Annotated in this window: 20 protein-coding genes; 11 read left to right on the top strand and 9 right to left on the bottom strand. The window is 63.6% G+C overall.

Going from position 1 to position 26118, the window contains the following annotated elements:
• The first annotated feature begins 12 nt into the window (after positions 1 to 12).
• Genes ABIC75_RS13780 through ABIC75_RS13790 form a run of 3 tightly spaced genes read left to right on the top strand, consistent with a single transcriptional unit; the run spans position 13 to position 1932 of the window.
• Positions 13 to 930 (top strand): DMT family transporter, encoded by a 918-nt coding sequence (locus tag ABIC75_RS13780; protein ID WP_354014448.1) that lies wholly within the window; start codon positions 13 to 15, stop codon positions 928 to 930.
• Between the two features lie 6 nt (positions 931 to 936).
• Positions 937 to 1230, top strand: a complete 294-nt coding sequence (locus ABIC75_RS13785) for a cupin domain-containing protein (RefSeq protein ID WP_354014449.1) — start codon at positions 937 to 939, stop codon at positions 1228 to 1230.
• An 18-nt stretch (positions 1231 to 1248) separates the two neighbouring features.
• Positions 1249 to 1932: a glutathione S-transferase family protein gene (locus tag ABIC75_RS13790; RefSeq protein WP_354014450.1), complete on the top strand. Its 684-nt coding sequence runs from the start codon at positions 1249 to 1251 to the stop codon at positions 1930 to 1932.
• On the opposite strand, the gene ABIC75_RS13795 is transcribed toward ABIC75_RS13790, so the two are convergent.
• The 6 genes from ABIC75_RS13795 to ABIC75_RS13820 form a co-directional block, all read right to left on the bottom strand.
• A complete protein-coding gene (locus ABIC75_RS13795) occupies positions 1933 to 2592 on the bottom strand; it encodes a Pr6Pr family membrane protein (protein WP_354014451.1) in 660 nt (219 codons plus the stop codon). It lies immediately after the preceding gene.
• A 100-nt stretch (positions 2593 to 2692) separates the two neighbouring features.
• A complete protein-coding gene (gene ubiE / locus ABIC75_RS13800) occupies positions 2693 to 3448 on the bottom strand; it encodes a bifunctional demethylmenaquinone methyltransferase/2-methoxy-6-polyprenyl-1,4-benzoquinol methylase UbiE (protein ID WP_354014452.1) in 756 nt (251 codons plus the stop codon).
• Positions 3449 to 3583: 135 nt separating this feature from the next.
• Positions 3584 to 4942 carry a metal-dependent hydrolase family protein gene (locus ABIC75_RS13805; RefSeq protein ID WP_354014453.1) on the bottom strand — a complete coding sequence of 453 codons (1359 nt, stop codon included), beginning with the start codon at positions 4940 to 4942 and terminating at the stop codon, positions 3584 to 3586.
• Positions 4943 to 5168: 226 nt separating this feature from the next.
• Positions 5169 to 7820 (bottom strand): glycerol-3-phosphate 1-O-acyltransferase PlsB, encoded by a 2652-nt coding sequence (plsB, locus tag ABIC75_RS13810; protein WP_436407931.1) that lies wholly within the window; start codon positions 7818 to 7820, stop codon positions 5169 to 5171.
• A 155-nt stretch (positions 7821 to 7975) separates the two neighbouring features.
• A complete protein-coding gene (locus ABIC75_RS13815) occupies positions 7976 to 8974 on the bottom strand; it encodes a hypothetical protein (RefSeq protein WP_354014455.1) in 999 nt (332 codons plus the stop codon).
• A gap of 313 nt (positions 8975 to 9287) precedes the next feature.
• On the bottom strand, positions 9288 to 10187 hold the full coding sequence (locus ABIC75_RS13820) for a 5'-nucleotidase, lipoprotein e(P4) family (protein WP_354014456.1): 900 nt from the start codon (positions 10185 to 10187) through the stop codon (positions 9288 to 9290).
• Between the two features lie 175 nt (positions 10188 to 10362).
• Here ABIC75_RS13820 and ABIC75_RS13825 point away from each other — a divergent pair, with 175 nt between their 5' ends.
• The 3 genes from ABIC75_RS13825 to ABIC75_RS13835 all read left to right on the top strand — a co-directional run bounded on the left by ABIC75_RS13825 (position 10363) and on the right by ABIC75_RS13835 (position 15830).
• Positions 10363 to 11268, top strand: a complete 906-nt coding sequence (locus ABIC75_RS13825) for a prohibitin family protein (RefSeq protein WP_354014457.1) — start codon at positions 10363 to 10365, stop codon at positions 11266 to 11268.
• A gap of 160 nt (positions 11269 to 11428) precedes the next feature.
• Positions 11429 to 12457 (top strand): AI-2E family transporter, encoded by a 1029-nt coding sequence (locus ABIC75_RS13830; protein ID WP_354014458.1) that lies wholly within the window; start codon positions 11429 to 11431, stop codon positions 12455 to 12457.
• A gap of 439 nt (positions 12458 to 12896) precedes the next feature.
• Positions 12897 to 15830 carry a TonB-dependent receptor domain-containing protein gene (locus ABIC75_RS13835; RefSeq protein WP_354014459.1) on the top strand — a complete coding sequence of 978 codons (2934 nt, stop codon included), beginning with the start codon at positions 12897 to 12899 and terminating at the stop codon, positions 15828 to 15830.
• Between the two features lie 69 nt (positions 15831 to 15899).
• On the opposite strand, the gene ABIC75_RS13840 is transcribed toward ABIC75_RS13835, so the two are convergent.
• On the bottom strand, positions 15900 to 17480 hold the full coding sequence (locus tag ABIC75_RS13840; RefSeq protein ID WP_354014460.1) for a tetratricopeptide repeat-containing sulfotransferase family protein: 1581 nt from the start codon (positions 17478 to 17480) through the stop codon (positions 15900 to 15902).
• Between the two features lie 99 nt (positions 17481 to 17579).
• Positions 17580 to 19562 carry a UvrD-helicase domain-containing protein gene (locus ABIC75_RS13845; protein ID WP_354014461.1) on the bottom strand — a complete coding sequence of 661 codons (1983 nt, stop codon included), beginning with the start codon at positions 19560 to 19562 and terminating at the stop codon, positions 17580 to 17582.
• Between the two features lie 119 nt (positions 19563 to 19681).
• On the opposite strand from ABIC75_RS13845, the gene ABIC75_RS13850 reads away from it, so the two are divergent.
• The 5 genes from ABIC75_RS13850 (at position 19682) to ABIC75_RS13870 (ending at position 24169) form a co-directional block, all read left to right on the top strand.
• Positions 19682 to 20419: a hypothetical protein gene (locus ABIC75_RS13850; RefSeq protein WP_354014462.1), complete on the top strand. Its 738-nt coding sequence runs from the start codon at positions 19682 to 19684 to the stop codon at positions 20417 to 20419.
• Between the two features lie 59 nt (positions 20420 to 20478).
• The gene (locus ABIC75_RS13855) at positions 20479 to 21276 is read left to right on the top strand and encodes a hypothetical protein (protein WP_354014463.1); all 798 of its coding nucleotides are present in this window, start codon (positions 20479 to 20481) and stop codon (positions 21274 to 21276) included.
• 74 nt (positions 21277 to 21350) lie between these two features.
• On the top strand, positions 21351 to 22691 hold the full coding sequence (locus ABIC75_RS13860; protein WP_354014464.1) for an NAD(P)/FAD-dependent oxidoreductase: 1341 nt from the start codon (positions 21351 to 21353) through the stop codon (positions 22689 to 22691).
• Between the two features lie 56 nt (positions 22692 to 22747).
• On the top strand, positions 22748 to 23380 hold the full coding sequence (locus ABIC75_RS13865) for a thymidine kinase (RefSeq protein ID WP_354014465.1): 633 nt from the start codon (positions 22748 to 22750) through the stop codon (positions 23378 to 23380).
• Between the two features lie 33 nt (positions 23381 to 23413).
• Positions 23414 to 24169 (top strand): hypothetical protein, encoded by a 756-nt coding sequence (locus ABIC75_RS13870; protein WP_354014466.1) that lies wholly within the window; start codon positions 23414 to 23416, stop codon positions 24167 to 24169.
• A gap of 1107 nt (positions 24170 to 25276) precedes the next feature.
• Here ABIC75_RS13870 and mutM read toward each other — a convergent pair.
• Complete coding sequence (mutM, locus tag ABIC75_RS13875; protein WP_354014467.1) at positions 25277 to 26104, bottom strand: bifunctional DNA-formamidopyrimidine glycosylase/DNA-(apurinic or apyrimidinic site) lyase; 828 nt, start codon at positions 26102 to 26104, stop codon at positions 25277 to 25279.
• Positions 26105 to 26118: the final 14 nt, after the last annotated feature.

Genomic DNA, 26118 nt, shown 5'->3' on the forward strand with positions numbered 1-26118 from the left:
AAAATTACCCCCATGCACACCGAACGCCTCGACGGGCGCGCGCTCGCTTTCATTGGCATCGCCCTGCTTACCTGGTCGTCGGCCTATGCCGCGATCGCTTATGCACTGGCCTCGTTCACGCCGGGCGAAGTGGCGCTGGCGCGGTTGGCCATCGGCTCGCTGTGTTTCGCGGTGCTGCTGGCCGTGAAGCGGGTGCCGTTGCCGGCCCGCCGCGACTGGCCGCAACTGACGCTGCTCGGCGTGATCGGTCTCACCGTGTACCACTTGTGCCTCAATACGGCCGAAACGCGCGTGGCCAGCGGCACCGCCGCCATCCTGATCTCGCTGGTGCCCGCGACGACGGCGGCGCTGTCGGCCATCTGGCTGCGTGAACGCTTGTCGCCGCGCACGCTCACGGGCCTGGCCATTGCGCTGATCGGCGTGGTGCTGGTGGTGCTCACCAGCGGCAAGGACGTGAAGATCGAACCCATGGCCGCGCTGGTGCTGGTGAGCGTGGTGGCCTGCTCGATCTTCTTCGTGTGGCAGAAGCCGTTGTTCGCGCGCAACAGCATGCTCGGCGTCACCGGCTTCACGTTCTTCGCCGGCACGCTGGCTGCGCTGCCGTTCGGCGTGCATCTGCCGCAGGCGTTGATGCATGCGCCAGCGTCGCATATCGGCGCGCTGCTGTGGCTGGGCATCGCGCCCACCTTCATCGGCTACATCGCGTGGAACGCTGCGTTGCAGCGCGCGCCGGCTTCGCAGGTGAGCAGCTTCATCTATTTCTCGCCGCCCATCGCCGTGCTGATCGGCTGGGTGTGGCTGGGCGAACGGCCGACGCTGCTCACCTTGGCGGGCGGCGTGATCACCGTGGGCGGCGTGGTGCTGGCCAACGCGCGTCGCCGCGCGGCTGCAGCGGCGCCCGTCGTGGGTTCGCCGGCCAAGCAGCACTGAGCCATAATGCCGATCCGGTTGGTCGATGCCGCTGCGCAGTTGCCCGAGGCCTGGTCCTCACGCGTGCTTGCCGCCTTCGGCGACGCACGCCTGAAGCTGTTGCGCATGGACGAGGCGGCGTATCCCGAGGAAAGCCATGATTACGACGAAGCCCTGCTCGTGCTCGATGGCGTGATGGTGTTGCGCATCCAGGGCGAGATCCTGCGGGTGGGCGCGGGCGAGCTGTATGTGGTTCCGGCCGGTGTGCCGCACAGCGTGGAGGGCGGCAGTCGCGGTACGCTGCTGATCATCGACACCTGATCGCACGCTGGAGCCGCCGTGGCCACGCTCTACATCGCCAACAAGAATTACTCGTCGTGGTCGCTGCGTCCGTGGGTCCTGATGACCCATCTGGGCATCCCTTTCGACGAGCAGCTCCGGGTGTTCGGCGAAGGCTCGAACTGGGATGCCTTTCGCCGGTTCTCGCCGAACGGCCGCGTGCCGTGCCTGCATGACGGCGATAGCGTCGTATGGGATTCGCTGGCGATCATGGAATACCTCGCCGAACGGCATCCGGGCATTTGGCCGTCCGATGCCGGTGCGCGCGCGTGGGCGCGTTGCGCGGCGGCGGAAATGCACTCGGGCTTTGCCACATTGCGCAATGCGTGTGGCATGAGCTGCGGCGTTCGCGTGCGATTGCGCGAGGTGGACGCCGCGCTGAAGGCGGACATCGCACGTATCAACGAATTGTGGAACGAAGGACTGGCGCGTCTTGGCGGCCCCTTCCTCGCGGGTAACGCCTTCACGGCCGTCGACGCGTTCTTTGCGCCAGTGGTGTTCCGCATCCAGACCTACGGCCTGCCCATGGAAGGCGCGGCCTCGGCATACGTGGCACGCATGCTGGCGCTGCCGGCGATGCGTGAGTGGTACGTCGCCGCGCTGGCCGAGCCCTGGCGCGATGGCGCGCACGAAGCGGAAACGCTGCACTACGGCGAGGTGATCGAGGATTTTCGCATCGCCTGATCAGGCGAGGTCAGCGATGGCATGACGCTGGCGACGCGCCTGCCATCGTCCCAGTGCCACCAGCAGCAACGCGACCACGATGAAAGCCGCCAGCACGCCGATGGCATCGATCAGTACCTGCGCATAACCGAGCTCGCGCACGTCGAGAAACGGATAGGGATACCAGCCGCTCACCGCGCCACGCAGCAGCACATAGAAGAAATAGCCGGCGGGGTAGCTTTGCCACGCCAGCACCTGCGTCCAGCGCAGTCCGCCCTTGGGCACGGCCAGCCACCAGTACGCGAGATACAGCAGCGGCATCGCGTCGTGCACGATCACGTCCGCCACCAGCAACCAGCCCGACGGACTCCACAACTGGCGCAGCATCAGGTTGTAGATCGCGCTGACGATCACGATGCTCATCGCCGCCGCCGTCTGCACGCCGGGCCTGGTGAGGAATGGGCTCAATCGGCTGCGCGAACCGGTGACCGCCGCCGTGAGCACGCCAGCCACCAGCAGGTTGGTGAGAATGGTGTAGAAACCGAGAAACAGCCACAGGCCTTCCAGCGCCGTGCCGCCGTTGTCTTCCGTCATCCGGATCGAGAACCACAGCTGCAAGGCAAGGCCGAACCAGCCGAGCAACGCGGCAACAAGGGCGAACTGGCGATAAGGCCGCGTCATGGTGTCGGGTTCCACGTGACGTCAGGCCAGCGATCCTAGACCGTGCCGCGCAGACACGCGGTGATGGCCGGCCACGCAGGCGCCCCGGCCATCGCAAGCATCAGAACTTGTACCCGCGATGGATGGCCACGATGCCGTTGCTGAGGTTGCGCACGTCCACGCGGCCGAAGCCGGCGCGCTCCATCATGCCCTTGAGCGTTTCCTGGTCCGGATGCTTGCGGATCGACTCGGCCAGGTACTGGTAGCTGTCGGCGTCGCCCGCGAAGAGCTGGCCGAGCTTGGGCAGCACCTTGAAGGAGTGGAAATCGTAGAGCTTGCTGAAGAGTTCGCTCTGCACGCGCGAGAATTCCAGCACCAGCGCGCGTCCGCCGGGCTTGAGCACGCGACAGATGTCCGCCAGCGCCTTGTCCTTGTCGGTGACGTTGCGCAGGCCGAAGGCCATGGTCACGGCGTCGAAGCTGTTGTCCGGAAACGGCAGGGCTTCGGCGTTGAGCTGCGTCCAGCGCAGGCCCGAGACCAGGCCACGGTCCGTCATGCGATCGCGACCCACGCCGAGCATGGCGGCGTTGATGTCGCCCACGATGATCTCGCCATCGGCGCCCACCACCGGCTTGAGCAGCGCGGCGATGTCGCCGGTGCCACCGGCCAGATCCAGCACGCGATCGCCACGGCGCACGCCGCTGACGGCCACGAAATGGCGCTTCCACAGGCGGTGGATGCCGAACGACATCAGGTCGTTCATCAAGTCATAGCTGCTCGCGACGGAGGTGAACACCTGGCCGACGAGCTTTTGCTTGTCGGCGACCGGGACGTCGCGGAAACCGAAATGGGTGGTCTTGGGCTGCTGGTCGTTCATGGGCTAATGGTAGCGGATTGGGGCGCGGGCTTTGTTGCGTGCAACTGGATAATCCTTGCCCCGCCACCCCGGCCTGCGCCGGGATGGCGGGTAGCAAAGTGTGCCGGTCGCCAGCGGGAACCCAGACCCGCGGCCTCAGTCCGTTGTCGCGCTCGCGTCAGCCTTGTAGATCACGCCGCCCTTCATCACGAAATTCACCTTCTGCATCACCGTGATGTCGTCGATCGGGTTGCCGGGCACGGCGATGATGTCGGCCATGCGGCCCACCGCGATCTGGCCCAGCTCGTTCTGCTTGTGCAGCAGTTCGGCGGCGTGGGTGGTGGCGGCCTGCAGCACGAACATCGGCGGCATGCCGGCCTGCACCATGTATTCGAATTCCTTGGCGTTCTGGCCGTGCGGATAGACGGCCGCATCGGTGCCGAAGGCGATCTTCACGCCGGCCTTGTACGCCTTGCCGGCGGTGGTCTGGATGATCGGGCCGACCTTCAGCGCCTTGGCGGCCACCTGCGGCGGGTAGTAGCCCGGCTTGGCGGCCATTTCCTGCACGTACTTGCCGGCGATGATGGTGGGCACGTACCAGGTGCCGTGTTCCTTCATGAGCTTCATGTCCTCGTCGTTCATGAAGGTGCCGTGCTCGATGGAGTCCACGCCGGCAAGCACGGCGCGACGGATCGCCTCGGCGCCGTGCGCGTGCGCGGCCACGGTGAAGCCGTAGTCGTGCGCCGCGGTGACCACGGCCTTGATCTCTTCGACGGTCATCTGCGCGTTGTCGGCGCTGCTGCTTTCATCGAGCACGCCGCCGGAGGGCATGATCTTGATCACGTCCACGCCATCCTTGTAGTGCTGGCGCACCGTCTTGTAGGCATCGTCGACGCTGTTGATGATGCCTTCCTTCGGGCCCGGATCGCCTTCCAGGTCCATGCGGTAGCCGTCGGTGGGGTCCGCGTGGCCGCCAGTGGTGCCAATCGCCTTGCCGGCGGTGAAGATGCGCGGACCCGGCACGATGCCGGCGTTGATGGCGTTGCGCAGCGCGATCGATTCGTTGCTGGCGTCGCCCAGGTTGCGCACCGCGGTAAAGCCGGCCATCAGCGTGCGGCGCGCGTAGACGGTGGAACGCACGGCGTAGTCGGCGACGTTCCAGCGGAACTGGTCGGTGTAGCCGGTCGGGCTGGTTTCGCTGGTGAGATGCGTATGCGCGTCGATCAGGCCCGGCAGGCAGGTACCGTTGATGAACTTCTGAAAGCGAAAGCTCGCGCCCGAGGCCTTGGCGGCATCGGCGTAGCTGCTGTAATCCGCGTAGCCCGCCTTGATCTCCTTGACCTGCTTGCCTTCGATCACCAGCGTGGTCTCGCCCAGCAGCTTGCCGGCGGCGGTATCGACCATGTGCGCACATTGCAGCACGGTGACGTCGGGCGGCGTCTGGGTGGGTTCGGCCGCGATGGCGGCGGGCAGCGCAAGGGCTGCAGCGATGGCGAAGGCAACGCGTGTGATCATGATGAGCTCCCCGGATGAAGGGGTCATCTTAGGGTGAGACCGGGGCGGCCGACCCATGACGATCTACCTATATGGGGAGGCGAGGTGCGGGTCAGTTCGTCCTACCGAATCTTGCGGGTTGCCGCAAAAGGAGAGCCGTCTTCCCGGCCTGCGCCGGGATGACGACGAGAGAGGTGGTCGCCAGGTTATTTGCCGCACGCGGGCAGTGACTGATCGCGAGGCGGCCTCAATCCTTCGACTGCGTCTCGCCGTTCGCACTCTCTTCCACTGTCACCGTCTCCACCACCGTCGCCTCGACCGGCGCATGCTCATGGTGCTCGGCTGTCACATGGCGTTCGTGCAGCGCTTCGCTGGTGGCATCGGCAGGCAGTGGCTTCTCGGGCGGTTCCTTCTCGCCGTCGCCGCCGGGCGTGATCTTGAGGATGGAGTGGCGCACTTCACGAGCGAGGATCACGCGCGCATCGCGCACCATGTCTTCCAGGCCGGTGTCGTAGTCGAGCTTGCCGGCGTCGTCGGTCCATACGATGCGGTTTTCGCGCAGCTTCTGGATGAAGCCGCGGAACAGCGCCTTGTCGAAGAACTCCGGTGCCGACAATTCGTTGAGCATGCTCAGGCGCTGCGCGGTGAGCGTGCAGGCGTTTTCCAGTTCCGCCGAGGTGAGCGTGTGCGGGCCGTTCTTCACCAGCGCGGCGATGGTGATGTAGTAGCGCTCGAACGCCTGGATCAGGCTGCGCGCGATGATCTTGAGCTGGAAGGCCGCATCGTCCTGACCCGGTCCGCGTTCGAGCACGCGGCCTTCGCCGGTGGCTTCGAGCAGGCCGCGGCGCACGAAGAAATCGATGGTGGCCTGCAGTTGCGTGCAGAAGCCGTCGGCATCCCACGGCAGGAACAGCTCGCCCTGGATGAAGGGATAAATGATGCGGCCCAGGCGCAGCACCGAGGCGCGCGACATGCGGCGGTTGTTCAAGAAGCACGAGGCCACCCACGCCGCCGTGGCGGTGAGGTGCAGCACGTTGTTGCGGAAGTAGCTCAGCAACACCGCCTGCTCGTCTTCGGTAACCAGCACGTCGCCCAGCGGATGGCGCACGCGACGGATCCAGCCCATCTGCTCGCCGTAGGCGATGATGCCGGGCGGATCCATCGAGGTGAGCGTCATACGATCGGAATAGGGCAGCTCTTCCAGCAGCGCCTTCATCAGTTCGATCTGCGCGAGCAGGTCGTTTTCCGCCATCGCATGCTTGGGCGTGGCGAGCAGCGCCAGCGCGAGCAGGTTGATGGGGTTCACGTCGGCGGCGCGGTTGATGTTGATCTGGATCTTGTCGGCCAGGTCATCCACCACGCGGCCCAGCCATTCGGGCTTGGCGTCCGGGTCGTCCGTGCGCCAGTCGGGGCTGGCGGCATCGAGCATGGGATTGAGTTCGATGGGTTCGCCGAAATTCAACGCCACGTGGCCATAACGCTGGCGCAGCACCTTCAGGCCGCGCAGCAGGCCGATCAGCGATTCCTTCTCCTTGGGCTTGCCGGAGAGTTCGCCGATGTAGCTCTTGCCTTCCATCAGCTTCTCGTAGCCGATGTACACCGGCTGGAACAGCACCGGTCGACGCGGCGCGCGCAGGAAGGCACGCACCGTCATCGCCAGCATGCCGGCGCGCGGCGCGAGCAGGCGGCCGGTGCGCGAGCGGCCGCCTTCGATGAAATATTCCATCGGCACACCGCGGTCGATCAGCTGCGCCACGTATTCGTTGAACACCACCGAATACAGCGCATTGCCCTTGAAGCTGCGGCGCAGGAAGAACGCACCGCCGCGACGCAGGATCGGGCCGATCACGGGCAGGTTGAGGTTCACGCCTGCCGCGATGTGCGGTACCACCACGCCGGACATGTGCAGCTGGTAGGACATCAGCAGGTAGTCGGCGTGGCTGCGATGGCAGGGCACGTACACCACTTCATGACCGGGTGCGGCGGCACGGGCCTTCTCGAAGTGGTGCATGTGGATGCCGTCGTACAGCTTGTTCCAGAAATTGGAGAGCAGGAACGAGGCGGAGCGCACCACCGGATGCGAATAGTCCGCGGCGATCTCCATCACCAGATCGTGCGCGCGACGCCACGCCTTGGCCTGGCTGATGTTTTCCTTCGCGGCAGTGGCCGCGATGGCCGCGCGCACGGGCTCGGCGTTCAACACCGAATCGACCACGGTGCGGCGATGCGAAAGATCGGGGCCAATCACCGCCGCGCGGATGCGGCGGAAGTGCGTGCGTAGCACACGACCGATCTTGCGCGTGAGTCGTTCGGGGCGGACCTCGCCCGCTTCGTTCACCACCGTGCGCAGCGACACCGGCGTGGAGAAATGCACCACCGTGTCGCGGCCGTTGAGCAGCAGTGCCAGCATGCGGCGGAAGCGGCCCACCACCACCCAGTTTTCCGAGAACAGCACGCTGAACCAGCCCGATTCGCGGGTAGGCGCGCGGCCGACGTAGATGGAGACGGGCACGATCTGTACGTCGCGCTCCGGGTCGCCTTCCAGCGAACGCACCAACTGGCCCAGCGGCTCATTCGGCGAACGCTTGCGGTTGCGGCCGAACAGCCAGCCGTCACGGCGGGCCAGGGCGAACACCGAGCGCTTGCGGCGCGTGCCGGAGAGCGGCTGCATGGGCGAAGGCAGCCCGGCCTCGCGGCAGGCGCGCTCCAGGATCAGGGCATCGGAAAGCCCGTCGCGCTCGATCACGTAGCAAACCGGGATGCCTGCCTTGAGCAGGGCAGCCGGTTCGGCGGGATCGCGGCGGATGCGCATCCAGGGTTCGAGCAACTGCCCGGCCAGGTTGAACCACCAGGGCGCGCGGCTACGGGCGGGAGAGTCCGTGGTCGACATATTCAGCATCCCCTGATTGTAACTGGTGGGCCCGGGTGATCCGGGATTTTTGGGCGCGGTCGGCGTCGTTCGCGACAAGTCGCAGTGTGATCGGCGAACGGCGCCCATGGGCTTCGCTCCGGCCTTTTACCGGAGCGGAAGTAAACAAGGTGTTTTGCGGAGGCTTAGTGCTTGGCGGGCGTGGGCGCCATCGCCTGGATCGGCGCATTGATGCTGGCCGCCGTGGCTGGCGTAGGCGCGCTGCCTGCCGGTGCCGGTGGCGCAAGCAGGCGCTCATGTGCCTCGCGCACGTTCTGCAGTACGTCTTCGCTGTACCAGCGGCCGTCCTGCTGGATCAGGTCCGATTGCGTGGAAAGCGGCTTGCCGAGCAGGGTGTAGTCGATTTTCACGTGGGCGTGGCCGCTGCGGATTTCCACCGTGCTCACCTTCACCGAATCGAGCGTCTCGTCCAGCGACAGGCCGTAGACCGTCAGGGCCTGCTTGATGCCCAGAAAACCGACGCTGTATTTCTGCATGGCCGTGTCGAAGTCCATGGCCTTCAGCTGCTCGGGCGTCTTCAGGTCGAGCTTGCGGGCGGTGTCCACGGCAATGCCGATCACCTGCTTGGCGCGGGTCTGGTCGAACCACGGCACGTTCTGCGCCCACGGCGCGAGCACGTTGATGACCTCGGTGGCCTGCTGCTTCTGCGGGTTGGTGAGGTCCTTGCTCTGCGATACGCCGGTGGCGGCGATGGCCTGGAAGATGCCGATCATCACCGGCACCTGATCCTGGTACTGCGCCTGCAACTGGCTGAGCTTCGGCTTGGCCACGGCGTACAGTTTGGTCTCCGCGTCCGGCTCGGTGAGCTGCTTCATGGTCTTGACGAAGTCGGCGCGGTCTTCCGGCGTCAGAGGATGCTCGTCGGGGCGCGGGCGGGTCCAGTCCGCGCGCAGCGTGTCGTAGTCCGCCGGCGGCAGGGCGTGCTTCCAGAAGCCGGCGAAGTCACCTGCCTTGATCAGCGCCACCGACTGCTGCACCGACTGCTCGGGCGTATCGCCACCGGCCACCACCGGCGCAAGACCGACGGGCTTGTGGTGCGACGTCATGAACAACGCGGCCGCCGTGGCCAGCACCAGCAGGGCAATGAATGCACCAACGGCGTAGTAGACAGATGAGCGACGCATGGAATCTCGTTTGGCGGCGCCCGGCGACCTGAGGTTGGGCGGTCGGCGGAGCGTAAGGGTGTCGGCTCCGCGCGAACAAGAGGCGTGACACCAAGTTGAGAGCCTGTTCAAGCGCTCTTTAGGAAGCACCAAAAGAAAACCCCGCGGGCGTTGGGCCTCACGGGGTAGTCCGGCAGAGCCGGAAGGGAAATGGCCTTGCCTGCGGAATTATCAAGGTCAGCAGGTGTTGGCGAGGAAGATGTTACTTCCCCGTCAAACTTAAAGCAATACTTTAGCTTGTGCCGTGTAAATGATTGTTTTTATTCGATGAATATCAATCAAAACGCAGCGACTGGATCTTCTGGCGGCGGCGCTCGTCGCGCGGGGCCGTGTAGTCATTATTAAACAATGCGGGTTCCCATGCGCCATAGGTCGGGTTGGGCAGCACGAACCAGCGGGTACCGATCCAGTCCATGTAGGGCTTCATAGCCTTCTGGCGACCGTCGGCATTGTTGGCAAGAACCGTCACAAAATCGCCGATCTGGTCACCAAACTGCATCAACACGCGGTATTTGTGGCTGATGAGCTGGCGGCGGCAACCCTTCTCCGTGCCGATCTGCTCGCAGTCCTCCACGAACGTGCCCAGGCCCAGGAAGGATTCCGGCCCCGATACCGGCAACCCCGCCTTGCGCAGGTTGGCCAGGGTGGCCTGGTCCAGGTCCTTGGCGCGGTTGGAAATGTAGATCACGGCAATGCCGTGCTTGGCGGCGAACTGGGTGAACTCGACCACGCCGGGCAGGGCGCGGGCGCGCTGTTCGTTGCACCAGGCGGCCCAATCGGCCTCGTTGTATTCGCCACCGCTCTTGATCAGGCGTGCCTGGTAGGGCGAGTTGTCGAGCACGGTTTCGTCGATATCCAGCACCACGGCCGGCTTCAGGTCCTTGGCGGGCGCCACGCGATCGTCCTTCGGCAGGGCGTCCCACTGCTTGTCGGCCAGGGCCGCGAGCAGCCGCGACTGGGCATCGCGATAGGTCTGCAGGTAGATCAGGTCGTGCTCGATGGCCGTCTGGCTCCAGGCGACCGCATTGAGGTTGTCATCGGCCGGCGTCGTGGGCGCGGGTGCAGCGACGGGTGCGACGGGAGCCGTGGGCGCAGGCGCCTTGGTCGGCGTGGTGGTGGAACAACCGGCAAGCAGGACCAGGGCGGCAAGCGCCGCCGACAAACGAACGGACATGAAGAATCCTCAGAGAACAGGGTGCGTAGGATCCCGTAACTTTACGACAGCGAGACGTCACCCTACATTCGCGGCGGGGAATTGAACTCACACTCTCGTCGGCCCGAAACGCAGGCTGCGCACAGACCGCGCCCGACCCGTGGCCGCTTCTTTCTTTTCACAAGGATGTTCATCGATGCCAGCACTTGCACCCGGCAACACCAACCTCATCAAGCTCCTGCGTAACCTGGTCATCGCGGTGATAGCGATCATCTTGATCACCTCGTTTTGGCCATTTCGCACCGTGCCTACGGGATCACGTGGCGTGCTGACCCAGTTCGGCGCCATCAAGAAGATCGAGCCCGAGGGCCTGGTCGTGGTGCCGCCCTGGCAGAAGCTCGCGCTTTTCAGTATTCGCGCCGAGGAAGCGCAGATCGACGAAGCCGATGGCAGCACCAGCGATACGCAGCCCGTCAAGGTCAGCCTCACCGTGCGCTACAGCATCCAGACTGACCGTGTGTCCGAGGTGTACGAGAAGTACAGCCATAATGGAGATCTTTCCTCCTACGTGCAGACAGCCACGCAGGAAGTCTTCAAGGCCGTGACGGCCCGCTATTCCGCGCCGGACCTGATCGCCAAGCGTTCGCAGGTGTCGTTCGACATCAACCAGGCGCTGAAGGAGAAACTCAACATGTACGGCGCGCAGGTGATCAATATCGACATGCGCAACTTCTCGTTCTCCGACACCTATATGCACGCCATCAACGAAAAGGTGACGCAGGAACAGCTGCGCCTGGCCGCGGAAAACAAGGTGAAGACGGTCGAGGCCGAACAGCGCGCCAAGGTGGTCACCGCGCAGGCCGATGCCGATGCGCTCAAGGCCCAGGCAGATGGCGAGGCTTATGCCACCGTCACGGCAGCCAACGCCCAGGCTGAGGCCCTCAAAGCGCAAAGCGAGGCCCTGGCCAAGAGCAAGGATGTACTGGAACTGCGCCGCATCGAGGTCGAAAAGATCAAGGCGGAAAAGTGGAATGGCGAACTGCCGCAGCATATCTATGCCAACGCACCCATCCCGTTCCTTCCGTTGGATGGCAACAAGTAAACCTGCTCTATCGGAAGGTGAGAGACCTCAGGCATACCGGTCGCCCGCGATCTTGGGCGAGGCGACCCGTGAAAGCATAACGGCCGCCCGTCGACGAGGCTGGCGGCCGTCATGGTCTGCTGACAGACTGCACGCATCCCCGTTGCCGGCATGAAGTTGCATGGAACCCGCCTCGAACGTCCGCTCGCCGTCGCCCGCCATCCGCATTACGAGCTATGCGCTGGCCGGCCTCGCGCTGGTGATGGTGTTGGGTTTGCGATTGCTGCCGGCGCTCTTTGCCGGTCTGCTCGTCTACGAACTGGTGCAGTCCACCGCGCCGTTGCTGGGCAAGCGCGTGCCCGGCGATCGCGCGCGCGTGCTGGTGGTGGCCTTGCTGGGCACCATCGTGGTCGGCTTGCTGGTGTTGCTGATCCTGAGCGCGGTGAGTTTCCTGCGCAATGAAATCGGCAACCCCGAACAGATGTGGCAGCAGCAATTGATGCCGCTGGTGGAAAAGGCGCGCGAACAGTTGCCCACCTCCGTGGTCGGCTGGCTGCCGGACAGCGTGGATGATCTGCGCCTGATGGCGCTGGAACTCACGCGCAAGCATTCGGTGAGCCTGCAGACAATAGGCAAGGAAGCGGCCCGCGTGTTCGTGCACATCCTGATCGGCATGGTGCTCGGCGCCATCGTGGCGCTCAGTCGCGCACGGCCGGCGCACCAGGTGGGTCCGCTTGCGTCGGCGCTGGGCCTGCGCGCGCAACGCCTGGCCGAGGCGTTTCACAACATCGTGTTCGCACAGATCAAGATCTCGTTCCTCAACACGGTGTTCACCGCCATCTTCCTGCTGGGCGTGCTGCCGCTGCTCGACATTCACGTGCCGCTGGCCAAGACGCTGGTGGTGGTCACCTTCATCGTTGGCTTGCTGCCGGTCATCGGCAATCTCATTTCCAACACCGCCATCACCATTGCCGGTTTGTCGATCTCGCTCGGCGTGGGCATTGCGGCGCTCGGCTTCCTCATACTCATCCACAAGCTCGAGTATTTCCTCAACGCACGCATCGTTGGTGGACAGATCCGCGCACGCGCGTGGGAACTGCTGGTGGCGATGCTGTTGATGGAAGCCGCCTTCGGCCTCGCCGGCTTGATCGCCGCGCCCATCTACTACGCGTATCTGAAAAGCGAGCTGGAAGCCGAACGGCTTATCTGATCGCGACGTCTTCGCGTCGCCACTTCGGCGACGACGCGGACACAGCCCATCTCATGTGAAGGCTTTCTTGCGACCTCGGCGGCATGCGCAGGTGCCAGCACGTGCTTTTTCACGTTCGCAAAATATTGCGCATCAGTCGACGCATGAGCCGCGATTAGCACTTGCGATCGATCCAATCGGCATCTTTCCCCGCGGTCCTAACGCGTTTCCGGGCTCTATTCCCCTTTCACATGACAAGCATGCAGGAGCGCTCACAGCATGAACTTGCGCTTCACAAAATTCGCATATGTAAAGGAAAAGTTTCGTGCTAAGAAACCTACGACGGGGATAGAAAGTTGACGACAACGTCCTAGGGGAAACAGGACTTGTCGGATCCCCGTTACAGCCCGCGCCGGGGGACGGCGTGATGTCTGACAATAAAGTGTAGGGGAGACAAAAGATGTTGAAGTCCAAGCTGACGGCTGCCGTCCTGGCAGCCTTGGCGTTCGGCTATGCGTCCGCGACACTCGCGGCCACCGACGCCGGTTCCACACCCGCATCATCCTCGCCGCAGGACACCTCCACATCGTCACAAAGCGGCACACAGGACGATGAAGCTGTAAAGAAGGCCAAAAAGCTCGAAGCCGTCACGGTGACCGGTTCGCTGATTCCACAGTCGCAGGTGGAAACCGCGCAGCCGGTCATCACGATCACCGCCGAGGACATGAAGGCTCGCGGCTTCACCACGGTGGCCGAAGCGCTCCAGCAGTCATCGTTTGCCACGGGCAGCGCGCAGGGCCCGCAGGACAACAACTCGTTCACCACCGGTGCGAAAACGCTCAGCCTGTTCGGCCTGCCGGTGGGTTTCACCAAGTACCTGATCGATGGCCGCCCGATGGGAGATTTCCCGGGCCTTTACAACGGCAGCGACGTATTCAACAACCTCAGCAACATTCCGCAGGAAATGGTCGACCACATCGACATCCTGCCCGGTGGCCAGTCGTCGCTGTATGGCTCCGACGCCATTGCCGGCGTAGTGAACATCGTGCTGAAGAAGAAGGTGGATGCGCCCACCGTCGATGTACGTTTTGGCGGCCTGAGCGAAGGCGGCGGCGCCAGCCAGCGCATCAGTTTCGCGGACAGCTTCAATGTCGGCAAATTCAACACGCTCATCGGTGCGCAGTACGAGCAGACCAAGCCGATCTGGGGCTACAGCCGCAGCCTGACCAAGACCTACTTCAACGGCGGCAGCGAACCGGGCGTGGCATCACGCGATTACCTCGTCACGGGTTACTTCAGCGGATACCAGTTCGAGGACCCGAACAATTGCGCGAACGTCAGTGCCGGCTACAACGGTGACGAGAAGTTCCGCAATCGTCCTGGCCATGGTGACTACTGCGGCTCGCTGGCCAGCGCCGGCTATTCCACGCTGGCCAACCAGGACACCACCGCCAACCTGTATTCGCATTCGACCTTCGACGTCAACGACAACCTGCAGCTCTACGGCGACCTGCTCTACAACTACGAGGAGCAGAAGTTCACCTCCGGCACCAACACCACGTTCTGGAGCACGGGCATTGCCACGGCCGGCGGCGCCCCCTATTTCTACGACCCCGCTACCCAAGATTTCGAGACGGTGCAGCGCATCTTTACGCCGGAAGAAGTGGGTGGCTACCAGAACATCATGAACAAGCAGTACGAGAACTCGTACCTGCTGACCCTGGGTGGCAAGGGCACCATTGGCCAGTCGAACTGGGATTACGACCTGGGCTTCTCCCACTCCGATGACAAGCTCATCAACCGCGACTTCCAGCGCTTCACGGCGCCGATCGAGAAGTACTTTGCCGACCACGTCATGGGTCAGGCAATTCCCGGCACGTACTCGGGCTATCCGCAGTTCTCGCCCAACTACGCTAACCTCTACCACCCGGTATCCAACGCGGACTTCCGCAGCTTCACCGGCTACACCACGTCCAACTCCAAGACGTGGGACAACATGACGCGCGGCCAGCTGACCAACCAGTCATTGTTCCGTCTCGCCGGCGGCGACGCGGGTATCGCGGTGGTGCTGGAAGGCGGCAACCAGGGCTGGGATTCCTCGCCTGATCCGCGTTTGCTGCAAACCTACGTTGACCAGTACGGCAACACGCAAAGCGTGGTCTACGGCACCAGCGCCACGCCGGGTGCCGGCCATCGTTCGCGTTACGCCGCCACCACGGAACTTCGCCTGCCGCTGATGGAGCAGGTGACCATGGATCTTTCCGGCCGTTACGACAGCTACAACGTCGAAGGAAAGACGGTCAGCCACCCGACCTTCAACGTGGGCATCGAATATCGCCCCGTCGATACCTTGTTGCTTCGTGGCCGCTACGGCTCGGCATTCAAGGCTCCCACGCTGGCCGACGAGTTCCAGCGCCCGAGTGGTTACTACAACAGCGTCACCGACTACGTGAACTGCGCTCGGCTGGGCTACGGCCCCGATGTCGCGGCCAGCAAGTGCCCGTATCCGTACGACTCGACGCAGTATCAGGGTCAGACCTACGGCAACCCCAACCTGGAGCCGATCACCGCCAAGGTGTGGAGCTACGGTTTCGTGTGGGCGCCGATCGAGCACATGTCGTTCGCCGTTGATTACCTGCATTGGGACATCAACAACGAAGTGTCGCAGATCAGTGCCGACCAGCTCTCCAGGACGGAATACCTGTGCGAGACCGGTGGCCTCGATCCAAACTCCGGTTCGTGCGTGGCGGCATTCAATCTCGTCACGCGCGGCGCAGGCACGACCGCACCGGACGGCACGCCGCTGCTGGGCCAGATCACCAATATCACCACGCCCAAGCTCAATATCGCCAACGAGCAGGTGAATGCCATCACGGCCAACTTTGGCTACATCCGGCCTATTGGCTATCTGGGTAGCCTGGCCTTGAACCTGTCGTATTCGGATGAGCTCAAGCACACCACGCAGGATTACATCACCGATCCGAAGATCGACGTGTTGCGTCATCCGGGTGCGTATCCGAACGGCACGGACTTCAAGAGCAAGGCGAACGGTTCGCTCACCTGGACCAACACCGGCGACAACTGGAGTGCCACGGTGTACTTCAACCGTTATGGCAGCTCGCCGAACTATGCCGCCACCATCGCCGACAACTACACCGATCCGGGTACCGGCAGGCTGGCGCCGTGGATCCTGTACAACGCGAGCGTGACGTACAACCCGTTCAAGAGCCTGGCAATCTCGTTGCTGGTGAACAACGTCTTCAACAAGATGCCGCCCAAGGACGACAGCTATCCGAATACGACGAATTCGCCGTACAACACGGATAACTACAACGTCTACGGTCGCGCGTATTACCTCGAAGCGAAGTACTCGTTCGGGGGTAGCGCGAAGTAAAAGTTCAGCTGGATGATTCGTTCATCGACGGCCCCGCTTCGGCGGGGCCGTTTTTATGAGTGGATCGCATCAGCGTTCGACGCGAATGCCGTTCGCTTCCAACAGCTCAATCAGATCGCCAAGCCTGGATTCGTATTTCTTCCAGCGTTTCACGGCGGACGTATAGATCGGCGCGCGAACCTGGATGGCGCTGGCAGTGGAGACGGGCGCTTCGTTCTGTTCGAAGTGCATGACGCTCTCGTGCCACGGAAGACCGCAGAAATCCAGCAACTCCCGCGAGTGCTGCTCCTGCGATGCCACCAGCGCCTCGTACTGGATCTCGAGGATCCGCCCGGGAAAGACGCGCTTCCAGTGCGCCATCAGGCGATCGAACAACACGTAGTAGCGCCCCGCGTCCAGCAGGTCGAACGAGTAGCCGTAGTAGGGCGACTTCTGTGCGAACAGCTGGCGGAAATTGCTCAGCACGGTGTCGATCGGATCGCGACGAAGGCAAATGATCCTGGCGTTTGGCAGCGCCTTGGCGATAAAGCCGACATAGAGAAAGTTGTGCGGCAGCTTGTCGATGAAATGCGCTTGGCTACCTGTTGCCGGTCGCGTGCTGCTGAGATAGGCCGCGCCGAGTCTTTTCAAGTCGACTTCCCGCGCTCGCGTAATCACGTCCAGGTCGAGCATGGCCGGCGTGCGGCTGCCCGTTGCGCGCTTGAGCGCCACGCCGAAGTTCTGCAACTCACCGGCGGAGTACACGTCCGGATGGCTGGAAACGATGCGCTCCACCAGGGTCGTGCCGGTGCGCGGCATGCCGATGACGAAAATTGGCTCGTCGGTCGGATCGCCGCTCGCTGCATTGTCCTGCACCGCGGGAAAGGCCCGGGTCAAGGCGTCGAACAGCGCTTCATCTTCTGCAAACGCGTAGTCGCGTTGCGCACGCCCCGCCGCCTTGCCTTGCGTGAAATGATCGAACGCCCGCGAGTGCTCGGCGAGGTCCTCATGTTCCTTTGCCAGCGCCATGTGCAGATACGTCTGCCCCATCGGGTCGCTGGTATGCGCAGAGAGCAACTTCTGCAGTCGCTCGATGTGATTCGACGCCGCCGTCTGCTTGCGCAGCTGTGACAGCGTAAGGTGTGCCATCCAGAACGTAGGGTCCAGCGCGATGCAGGCCTCAAGCTCGGTCTGTGCATCCTCGATGTCACCCGTTGCCACAAGCGCCGTGGCCAGGTTGAAACGATAGGGTGCATGGCGAGGCGCGAGTCGCACGGCACGACGGAACGCCTCGGCAGCGCGCTCATTGGCGTGCGCCTGCGTGTAGACCACGCCCAGCGTGTCGAGCGTCAGTGGATCGTCGGGCAAGAGGGCGAGTGCGCGATCGGCAGCCTCCAGCGCTTCCGACGTTCGTCGCACCATGGTCAGTGCCTTCGCGAACTGGGTGGCGAAATCGGCGCGCGTGGGTTCCCAGTGACTGGCCTGGTCCAGGTAGCCGAGCGCTGCAGGCATCTGCTTCAGCTCCATGCAGGAAACGCCGGTGATGTAGGAGACACCAGCGTGTCGGGGTGCAAGCGGCAGCAGCTTGGCGGCAACGTCGAGCACCTGTTGCCACTGCCGTTGGTTGAAGGCGGCGACGAGGTGTCCGTAGAGCTGGGCTGGATCGGTCATGGGATTCCGGGGCCACGAAGTTCGCCCTGGCATTCTATGCGAGCGGCGCCTGCCCGTCTGGCCTGCTTTCAGGTGCCGATGGAGCCGAAGAAAAGCGCCTCAGCCGCCCGCCAGCATCGCCGCAATCTTGGCCATGTGCGACTCGGCCGTTTCGCGCACCACTTCCTTGTCCGCTTCCGGATCCTTGCCCTGCCAATGCAGGTCGTCCTGCGGCAGTTCGTGCAGGAAGCGGCTGGGCTGGTTGCTGTGCACTTCGCCGTAGCGCTTGGTCTTGGCCGACCAGGACAGCGTGAGCATTTCCTTGGCGCGGGTGATGCCGACGTACATCAGGCGCCGTTCTTCGTCGATGCGGCCCTCGTCGATGGCGCCATCGTGCGGCAGCGTGCCTTCCTCGCAACCCACGATGAAGACGAAGCGGAACTCCAGGCCCTTGGCGGCGTGCAGCGTCATCATGCGCACGGCGTTGCCCGGTTCGTCACGGTCTGCATGCGTGAGCAGTGCGAGCTGTGCGGCGAGGTCGCCGGTGGTGTTGTCGTTGCGCTGCATGGCGCGAAACCAGTCGGCCAGTTCGCGCAGGTTGCCCAGACGGCGTTCGCGCAGCGTGGCGTCGGTGGTGCTGGCGGCCACATGCGCGGCGTAGCCGGTACGTTGCAGCACGGTTTCTACCAGGTCGGCCGCGCTCTGATGGATGGAGGCACTGCGCAGTTCGTCCATCAGCTGTGTGAAGGAGGCCAGCGCCGAGGCCGGACGCGGTGACAGCTGGCGCAACACCGCATCGCTGCGCGCGGCTTCCAGCAGCGGGGCGTGACGCGTCTGAGCGATTTCGCCGAGCTTCTCCAGCGTGGTGGCGCCAATCTCGCGCTTGGGTACGTTCACCACGCGCAGGAACGCGGCGTCATCGCTGGGGTTGGTGAGCAGGCGGAAGTAGCAGAGCAGGTCCTTCACTTCCGCGCGATCGAGAAAACTCAACGCGCCGGAAAGGTGATAGGGCACGCGCGCCAGACGCAGTGCCTTTTCCAGTGGACGCGCCTGGAAGTTGCCGCGATAGAGAATGGCAATGTCGTGCCAGCGCGCCTTGTGCTTTTCCGCGAGCGTGGCGGCAATGGCGGCCACGCGCTCGGCTTCGTGCTCGTTTTCCTTGCACTCGAGCACGCGGATCTGCGCACCTTCCGGGTGTTCGCTCCACAGCTTCTTTTCGTGGAGATGCGGATTGTTGGCAATCAGCTTGTTGGCTGCGCGCAGGATGCGCTTGCCGCAACGGTAGTTCTGCTCCAGCTTGATCACGCGCAGGCTCGGCCAGTCCTTGCCGAGCTGGTCGATATTTTCCGGATTGGCGCCGCGCCAGGCGTAGATCGACTGGTCGTCATCGCCCACGCAAGTGAAGCTGCCGCGCTCGCCGGCCAGGGCCTTGAGCAAGCGATATTGCGCGTCGTTGGTGTCCTGGTACTCGTCCACCAGCAGGTAGCGCAGACGTTCGCGCCACACGGTGCGGCATTCCTCATCGCTTTCGAGGATGCGCAGCGGCAGTCGGATCAAGTCGTCGAAGTCCACCGCGTTGAACGCGTTGAGGCGCGCCTGGTACATCTCGTAGATGGTGGCGGCGTCGAGCTCGCGCGGGCTGCGCGCGGCCGCCAGCGCTTCTTCCGGCGAGAGCCCTGCGTTCTTCGCGCGGCTGACCAAATTGCGGATGCCGAACAGCACGTCGGGCTTGATGCCCTTGGGCGCCAGCTCCTTGATGATGCCTTCGCTGTCGTCCGCGTCGAGTACCGAAAAACCCTTGCGCAGTCCGGCGCGCGCGTGCTCCATCTGCAGGAACTTCAGCCCCAGCGCGTGGAAGGTACACACGGTGAGCGCGGCGGCGTCTTCGCTGGTGATGAGCTTGGCCACGCGCTCGCGCATTTCCTTCGCGGCCTTGTTGGTGAAGGTGATGGCTGCGATGCGCGAGGGCGCGAGTTTCTTGCGGGCGATGAGATAGGCGATCTTCTGCGTGATCACCGACGTCTTGCCGGATCCCGCGCCTGCCAATACCAGCAGCGGACCGTCACAGTGTTCCACGGCGGCCAATTGTTGGGGATTGAGCATGGGAATCGCGGTCGATGAGCGGCGCCCGATGGTAGCAGAGCGTCCCCGCCCAAAGCAGGTTATGCTGGTCAAACCGCAGGCTGCGGCACGCCGGAACCTGCGCATCACAGGAGCGTGAGATGGACAGGCTGGCGAGTATCGGCATAGTCGTCCTGGCGCTTGCATGCGCCAGTCATGCAGCGGCGCAGCAGGCGGTCGACTCCACCGACATCAAGCGCAGCACCGAGCTGCTCGGCGGCATGGAGTCGCGCATGTTCGTCGATACCCATAGCGACCTGCGCTATCGTTACAAGGGCATGGAAGCCTATGCGGATGGCCACCATCGCGACGCCTTCCATTATTTCCGCCTGGCGTCCCGCTACGCCGACAAGACCTCGCAGGCGCTGGTGGGCGTGATGTACTGGACCGGCGATGGCGTGGCCAGGGATCGCCCGCTCGGCTACGCATGGATGGACCTTGCGGCCAGTCGCGGTTACCCCGAGCTGCTGCATCAGCGACAGATCTACTGGGATCAGTTGAGCGATGCGGAACGCGCCAAGGCGCAGGCGTTGCGCCCCACGCTCGACGCCGACTACGGCGACGTGGCCGGCGCCAACCGCGTCACGCTCGAGTTCGGTGCCGGCCGCAGGCAAGTCACCGGCAGCCACGTCGGCTGGGTGGGCACGGTTACCGCGTCCTACGGCGACAACACCGTGGAAGACTTCAGCAAGTTCAACAAGGCACTGCACATGAACACCGCCGAGTACCTGCAGGTGAAGGATGTGCAGTGGGAGTTGCAGATGAACAGTCGCGTCAACGTGGGCGAGCCGGAGCCAGTTGAGCCGCCCCGCAAGCCCCCCGCGCGACCCGCCGCATGAACCCACACGACAGGCCGGCGCGCCCGCTGGCCAAGTCGCATCGCCAAGGAGAGAGCGTCATGAGCAAGGCCGTCCTAAGCAGTCTCTGTATCGCCATACTGGCGCTCGCGCCGGGAAAAAACATGGCGCAGACCCCGGATTCGTCGGCGCATCCGGACGATCGCAGGCAGCTCGGCGAACTCGAGCGGGCGCAGGCCACACCTGACGTAGTGGAACATCACTCGGATCTGTATTTCCGCAGCATCGGGGTCGATGCCTACAAGGCGGGCCACCAGGAACGCGCGCTTGAGATGTTCATCGCGGCCGCTCGCTTCGGCGACAAGCCCTCCGAGGCAATGGTGGCCACCATGTACTGGAACGGCGAAGGCACGGCGGTGGATCGTCCGCGTGCGTACGCCTGGATGGATCTGGCCGCCGATCGCGGCTACCACGACCTGATCATCCAGCGCGAGCTGTACTGGAATCGCCTGAGTGCGAGCGAGCGCGACGAGGCCATCAAGGTGGGCAAGGATGTCTACGCGCAGTATTCGGACGAGCAAGGACAGCAGCATCTGGCGGCGGAGATGTTCCGCGCGACCAGCCAGATCACCGGCAGCCACACTGGCGCTATCGGCAACGGCGTGGTGATGCATTCGCTCGGCGGCATGGGTTCCATGCATATGCGCGCCACCTGGTTCATCGACGACAACGATGAGCGGGCGCTGGACAAGTACTACAGCAGCGCCGTGTGGTCGCCCAAGGACTACCTTCGCCTGAAGGACATGCAGTGGCGCCTGAGCGGTCCGCTGCAGGGTAACGTCGAAGTGGGCGAGCCGCTCCAGCTTTCATCCCCGCCCACAGTCCGGCCCCTGATCTGAGCCAGCCGCCTCGATGCGCCGCAACGGCCATCCTGAGGTCATAATCGGCCTGGGCCATGGTTTGGGGATGCGGCGTGTCAGAGGCGACTTCGGAAATCCACGATCAGTGCGACGTGGTGGTGATCGGCGGCGGTCCGGCGGGCAGCACGGCAGCGACGTTGCTGGTGCGACGCGGCCATCGCGTCATTGCGCTGGAGAAAGACCACCATCCGCGCTTTCACATCGGTGAATCGTTGCTGCCGATGAACCTGCCGATCTTCGAGCGGCTCGGCGTGATGGACAAGGTGCGTGCGCTGGGCGTGTTCAAGCCGGGTGCCGATTTCGAGGCCGACAACGAGGCCGGCTACATCACCTTCGAGTTCGCGCGCGCGCTGGGGCAGAGTCCGCCGCATGCGTATCAGGTGAGGCGTCAGGATTTCGATCACATGCTCTTCCGTCACGCCGCCGACAACGGCGTCGATGCGCGCGAAGGCCATGAAGTGCGTGCCGTGGAAGAAATTGGCAGGCACGACTGGCGGGTGCAGGTGACCAATGACAAGGGCGAGCCGTATGCCATTCGCGCGCGCTATGTGGTCGATGCCTCGGGTCGCGACGCGTTTCTTTCCAGCAAGAAGAAGCTCAAGCGCAAGAACGACGAGCATCAGAGCGCAGCCATCTTCGGCCACTTCCGCGGCGCGGAGCAGCGCCCCGGCGAGCACGCCGGCAACATCAGCATCTATCGCTTCGATTACGGCTGGATGTGGATGATTCCCTTGCCCGATGGCGTGATGAGCGTGGGCGCCGTGTGCTGGCCCAGCTATCTCAAGCAGCGCCGCGGACGCACCACCGATTTCCTGATGGAAACCCTGCGCCAGAATCCCTCGTTGTGGAAACGCATCGAGCACGCCGAACTGATCGACAACGAAGTGCGTGTCACGGGCAACTACTCGTACGACTCCGCACGCATGGCTGGTCCCGGCTGGGTATTGATCGGCGATGCGTTTGCCTTCCTCGATCCGGTGTTTTCCTCCGGTGTCTATCTGGCCATGAGCGGCGCGGAGCAGGCAGTGGAGGTGGTGGATGCAGCGCTGCGCGATCCCGCGCGCGAGGTGGCCTTGCAACGCCGTCTGGAACGTCGTCAGCGTCGCGGCATGAAACGCTTTGCGTTTTTCATCTACCGTTTCAACGGGCCGATCATGCGCCAGGCCTTCAGTTCGCCGCGCAATACCTTCCAGATCGAGCAAGGCGTGATCTCGATGCTGGCGGGCGACGTGTTCGATTCGTTCAAGGTCTGGAGTCGCATCCTGGCGTTCAAGGGCGTGTACCGCATTCTTTCCCTTCGGAACTGGGGCCGCTGGAGCGCCGATCGCCATGAGCGTCTCGCGCAGGCGCGTTCGCAATTCACCGGCGGCACCACGCCACTGGACAGGGAATAGGCGCTGAAGGCCATCGGACAAACGGGTAACATCAGCGCCCCGCCACAGGAACTGTCATGGCCAAGCTCTATTTCTATTATTCGGCGATGAATGCCGGCAAGACCACGACCTTGCTGCAGAGCGCCTACAACTACCACGAGCGTGGCATGCGCACGCTCATCCTCACGCCGGCACTGGACAATCGTTACGGCGAGGGCGTGGTGGCTTCGCGCATTGGCCTGAAGGCGAACGCGTTGCGCTTTGGTGGCGAAGAAGACCTGTTCGAATTGGTGCAGCAAGACATCGCCGGTCGCGGCCCGCTGCACTGCGTGTTCGTCGACGAGGCGCAGTTCCTCAGCAAGGCGCAGGCGTGGCAGCTCAGCGATGTGGTGGACAAGCTCAATATTCCGGTGCTGGCCTATGGCCTGCGCACCGATTTCCGCGGCGAATTGTTCGAGGGCAGCCGCTATCTGCTGGCGTGGGCGGACAACCTCGAAGAGATCAAGACCATCTGCCACACCGGCCGCAAGGCCACCATGGTGGTGCGCGTGGATGAACACGGCCGCGCCGTCACCGAAGGCCCACAGGTTGAGATCGGCGGCAACGACCGCTATGTCTCGGTGAGCCGCGCCGAGTTCAAGAACATTACGGAAGGGCACGGCAGGATTGAACTGCAGCAGCCGGTGCTGCCGCTGGGCGAAGGGCATTGAGCCCGTCGCATCCATCTAAGGAATGGTAACGGTATGAGCAAGATCCCTTTTCCCGCCTGGCAGCGTCCGCACTGGCAGCCGAGCAACGAAAACATCCTGTTGCAGTTCTTCGTGTTCGGCAAATTCCAGTCTGGTCGTGCGCCGTCGCTGGACTACGGCAGCGAGGGCCTGCCCGAAGGCGTGGAGATGACCAGCCACAACCACGCACAGCTGCGGCAGTGGGATGGCTATCCGCTGCGCGGCAGCGTGGGCCGCATGTTCAAGGACGATGCGCCCGAAGCCTACCGCCAGGCCATCGATGCACCCGAAGTGCTGGTGATCCGCGGGCAACTGCCCGACAGCGCCGACACCGGCTACCTGCGCGATACGCTGGGCGTGCTTGCCGCGTTGCTCGACATGGGCGGCGTGGCCATCCTCGATCCGCAAACGCTCAACCTCTACGACGCCGACACTTGGCGCCGCCACTTCCTCGTGCGCGATGGCGCACCGATCCGCAACCACCTGCTGATTCTGCGTGACGCGGAGAAGAACGGGAGTTACTGGATTCATACGCGAGGCATGCGCAAGTTCGGTCGCCCGGACATCAGCATTCGCAATGTGCCCGAATCCGATAGCGATCGCGCGGGTTTGTTGTGCGAGCGGTTGGTGGAGCTGGAAGCGTTGGGCGCGCGGTTCGCCGAGGGACAGGAGCTGGAGGCGGATGGGATGTCGCTGGTGGCGCGTTTGGGTGGTGGTCTGGAAGATCCGGATTTCAACAATACGTTTGTTGAGTTTCGTTGGCCGGAGTGATGGTTCTTTTTCCCTCTGCCTTGGCAGGGAGAGGGTTGGGTCATAGCCGCCTTTTCGTTGGCATTGCCACCGTCATGGTGGTGATGCGCCAACCTTGCCTCGTCGTGTAGATGTTCCGCTCTTTTTTGCTCGTCATCCCGGCGTAGGCCGGGATCCAGTGACTTTATGCTTGGTTGTCGCGTGGTCGCTATCTGGCTCGCCTGCGGCGGGCTTCCGACCTCCTGCCGGAGGCCGGGTTACTTTTCTTTGCTTGCCCAAAGAAAAGTAACCAAAAGAAACGGCCCCCGGATGACGCGCCTTCCGGGCGCAGCCCGGAAGGTACGCGTGCGGGTTGCGGGGTTTTTCGACAGGGCGTCCCTGTCCTGTCGAAAAACTGGCCGGCATCCATGCCGGCCACCCTACGGGCTTTCCTCCACCCGCCCGCCGCTGTCATACGGGGACCCCGAAGAGCCAAGAGCAAAAGCTCGTCTTCGCGACGCTTCCGCGAGCACCCGCCCCTCACCCCGGCCCTCTCCCGCAAGGGGAGAGGGAGAAGTGCGATGCATCGCGTATGACCTTGAAGAGCGAAGCCAAGCAAAGGCCGATGCGAGGCGAGGCTCCGCTTTAAGTCCTCAGCGATTCGGGCGCGTTGCGCAGCGCTACGGAGTATCCGCTGTATGGCCTCCCATGGGTGTCCCGTCCCAACCATCCTCTAGCGCTCGGGCTTATCCCAACACGATGCTGCGAGCCTTTGCTCTGAAGGCCATTTTCTTTGGGTTACTTTTCTTTGACTCCGGGCATCCTGCCCTCCGCCCTTCGGGCCGGCTTCGCCGTTCGCATGCGCTCCTGCGCATGCGTGGGCCAGCAAAAGAAAAGTGACTCGAGCGGCGGCAGCCGATCGAAACGCCCGCCGCGTAGGCGGCACGCTGGCGGCAGCGTTTTACAAGAGCGAGCAAAGTGATCGCGATAACCAAGTGCAAAATCACTGGATGACCAGCCTTCGGCTGTTGAAAAGCGCCTCCTGCTTTCGCAGGAATGCCGAACTAGAGCAAAAGTCGACGCACGAGAGTTGTCGTTGTGCATGCTCCACGCTTAATGAGCAAACAAAACGCAAACGCCACACCAACCCTACTTCTGACACCTCGCACACCAAAACGTCGACCGCTGTCCCAACACCACCTGCCGCACCGGCGTCCCACACGCCCGGCACGCCTCTCCCTCACGCCCATACACCTGCAACTCGCGAAAGAAATACCCCGGCGCACCATCCGGATTGATGAAATCGCGCAACGTCGTGCCGCCGCGCTCGATGGCCCACGCAAGAATGCGCTTCACCTCCGCCGCCAGCCGCGCATAACGCGCCCGTGAAATCGAGCCGGCCGGTTTGCGTGGATCGATGCCCGCCGCGAACAGCGCTTCGCTCGCGTAGATGTTGCCCACGCCGACCACGATCGCGTTGTCCATCAGGAACAGTTTCACTGCCGCCGTGCGCCCGCGCGACAGCCGCCACAGCAGGTCACCGTCGAAATCATCGGTGAGCGGCTCCGGGCCCAATGCTTCCAGCAATTCGTGCGTTTCTCCGGCGGGTTGCCACAGCAGGCAACCGAAGCGACGCGCGTCGGTGAAGCGCAGCACGCGCGGGCCTTCGGTGGCGGTAGGCTCCAGCGCGATGTCCACGTGATCGTGCTTGCCGACCAGTGCATCCGGTGGAAGCACGCGCAGCACGCCCGTCATGCCCAGATGCAGCAAGGCGCTGCCAATCTCGGTGTGCAGCAGCAGATACTTCGCGCGCCGCTCAACCGCATCGATGCGCTGGCCAGGCAATTGCGTGGTGATCTCCGGCGGAATCGGCCAGCGCAAATCGGGGCGACGCAGGGTCACGCCGGTGACGCGTCGTCCGATCAGGTGCGGGGCAATGCCGCGGCGCGTGGTTTCGACTTCGGGTAATTCGGGCACTGCGTATCTCGGTC

It is taken from the genome of Dyella japonica (assembly GCF_040545895.1).
GTDB classification, from domain to species: domain Bacteria; phylum Pseudomonadota; class Gammaproteobacteria; order Xanthomonadales; family Rhodanobacteraceae; genus Dyella; species Dyella japonica_D.

Coding starts and splice junctions, on each gene's coding strand:
- ABIC75_RS13780 (WP_354014448.1), top strand. CDS start 13: ATGCACACCGAACGCCTCGACGGGCGCGCGCTCGCTTTCATTGGCATC.
- ABIC75_RS13785 (WP_354014449.1), top strand. CDS start 937: ATGCCGATCCGGTTGGTCGATGCCGCTGCGCAGTTGCCCGAGGCCTGG.
- ABIC75_RS13795 (WP_354014451.1), bottom strand. CDS start 2,592: ATGACGCGGCCTTATCGCCAGTTCGCCCTTGTTGCCGCGTTGCTCGGC.
- ubiE (WP_354014452.1), bottom strand. CDS start 3,448: ATGAACGACCAGCAGCCCAAGACCACCCATTTCGGTTTCCGCGACGTC.
- ABIC75_RS13805 (WP_354014453.1), bottom strand. CDS start 4,942: ATGATCACACGCGTTGCCTTCGCCATCGCTGCAGCCCTTGCGCTGCCC.
- plsB (WP_436407931.1), bottom strand. CDS start 7,820: ATGCTGAATATGTCGACCACGGACTCTCCCGCCCGTAGCCGCGCGCCC.
- ABIC75_RS13815 (WP_354014455.1), bottom strand. CDS start 8,974: ATGCGTCGCTCATCTGTCTACTACGCCGTTGGTGCATTCATTGCCCTG.
- ABIC75_RS13820 (WP_354014456.1), bottom strand. CDS start 10,187: ATGTCCGTTCGTTTGTCGGCGGCGCTTGCCGCCCTGGTCCTGCTTGCC.
- ABIC75_RS13825 (WP_354014457.1), top strand. CDS start 10,363: ATGCCAGCACTTGCACCCGGCAACACCAACCTCATCAAGCTCCTGCGT.
- ABIC75_RS13830 (WP_354014458.1), top strand. CDS start 11,429: ATGGAACCCGCCTCGAACGTCCGCTCGCCGTCGCCCGCCATCCGCATT.
- ABIC75_RS13835 (WP_354014459.1), top strand. CDS start 12,897: ATGTTGAAGTCCAAGCTGACGGCTGCCGTCCTGGCAGCCTTGGCGTTC.
- ABIC75_RS13840 (WP_354014460.1), bottom strand. CDS start 17,480: ATGACCGATCCAGCCCAGCTCTACGGACACCTCGTCGCCGCCTTCAAC.
- ABIC75_RS13845 (WP_354014461.1), bottom strand. CDS start 19,562: ATGCTCAATCCCCAACAATTGGCCGCCGTGGAACACTGTGACGGTCCG.
- ABIC75_RS13850 (WP_354014462.1), top strand. CDS start 19,682: ATGGACAGGCTGGCGAGTATCGGCATAGTCGTCCTGGCGCTTGCATGC.
- ABIC75_RS13855 (WP_354014463.1), top strand. CDS start 20,479: ATGAGCAAGGCCGTCCTAAGCAGTCTCTGTATCGCCATACTGGCGCTC.
- ABIC75_RS13865 (WP_354014465.1), top strand. CDS start 22,748: ATGGCCAAGCTCTATTTCTATTATTCGGCGATGAATGCCGGCAAGACC.
- ABIC75_RS13870 (WP_354014466.1), top strand. CDS start 23,414: ATGAGCAAGATCCCTTTTCCCGCCTGGCAGCGTCCGCACTGGCAGCCG.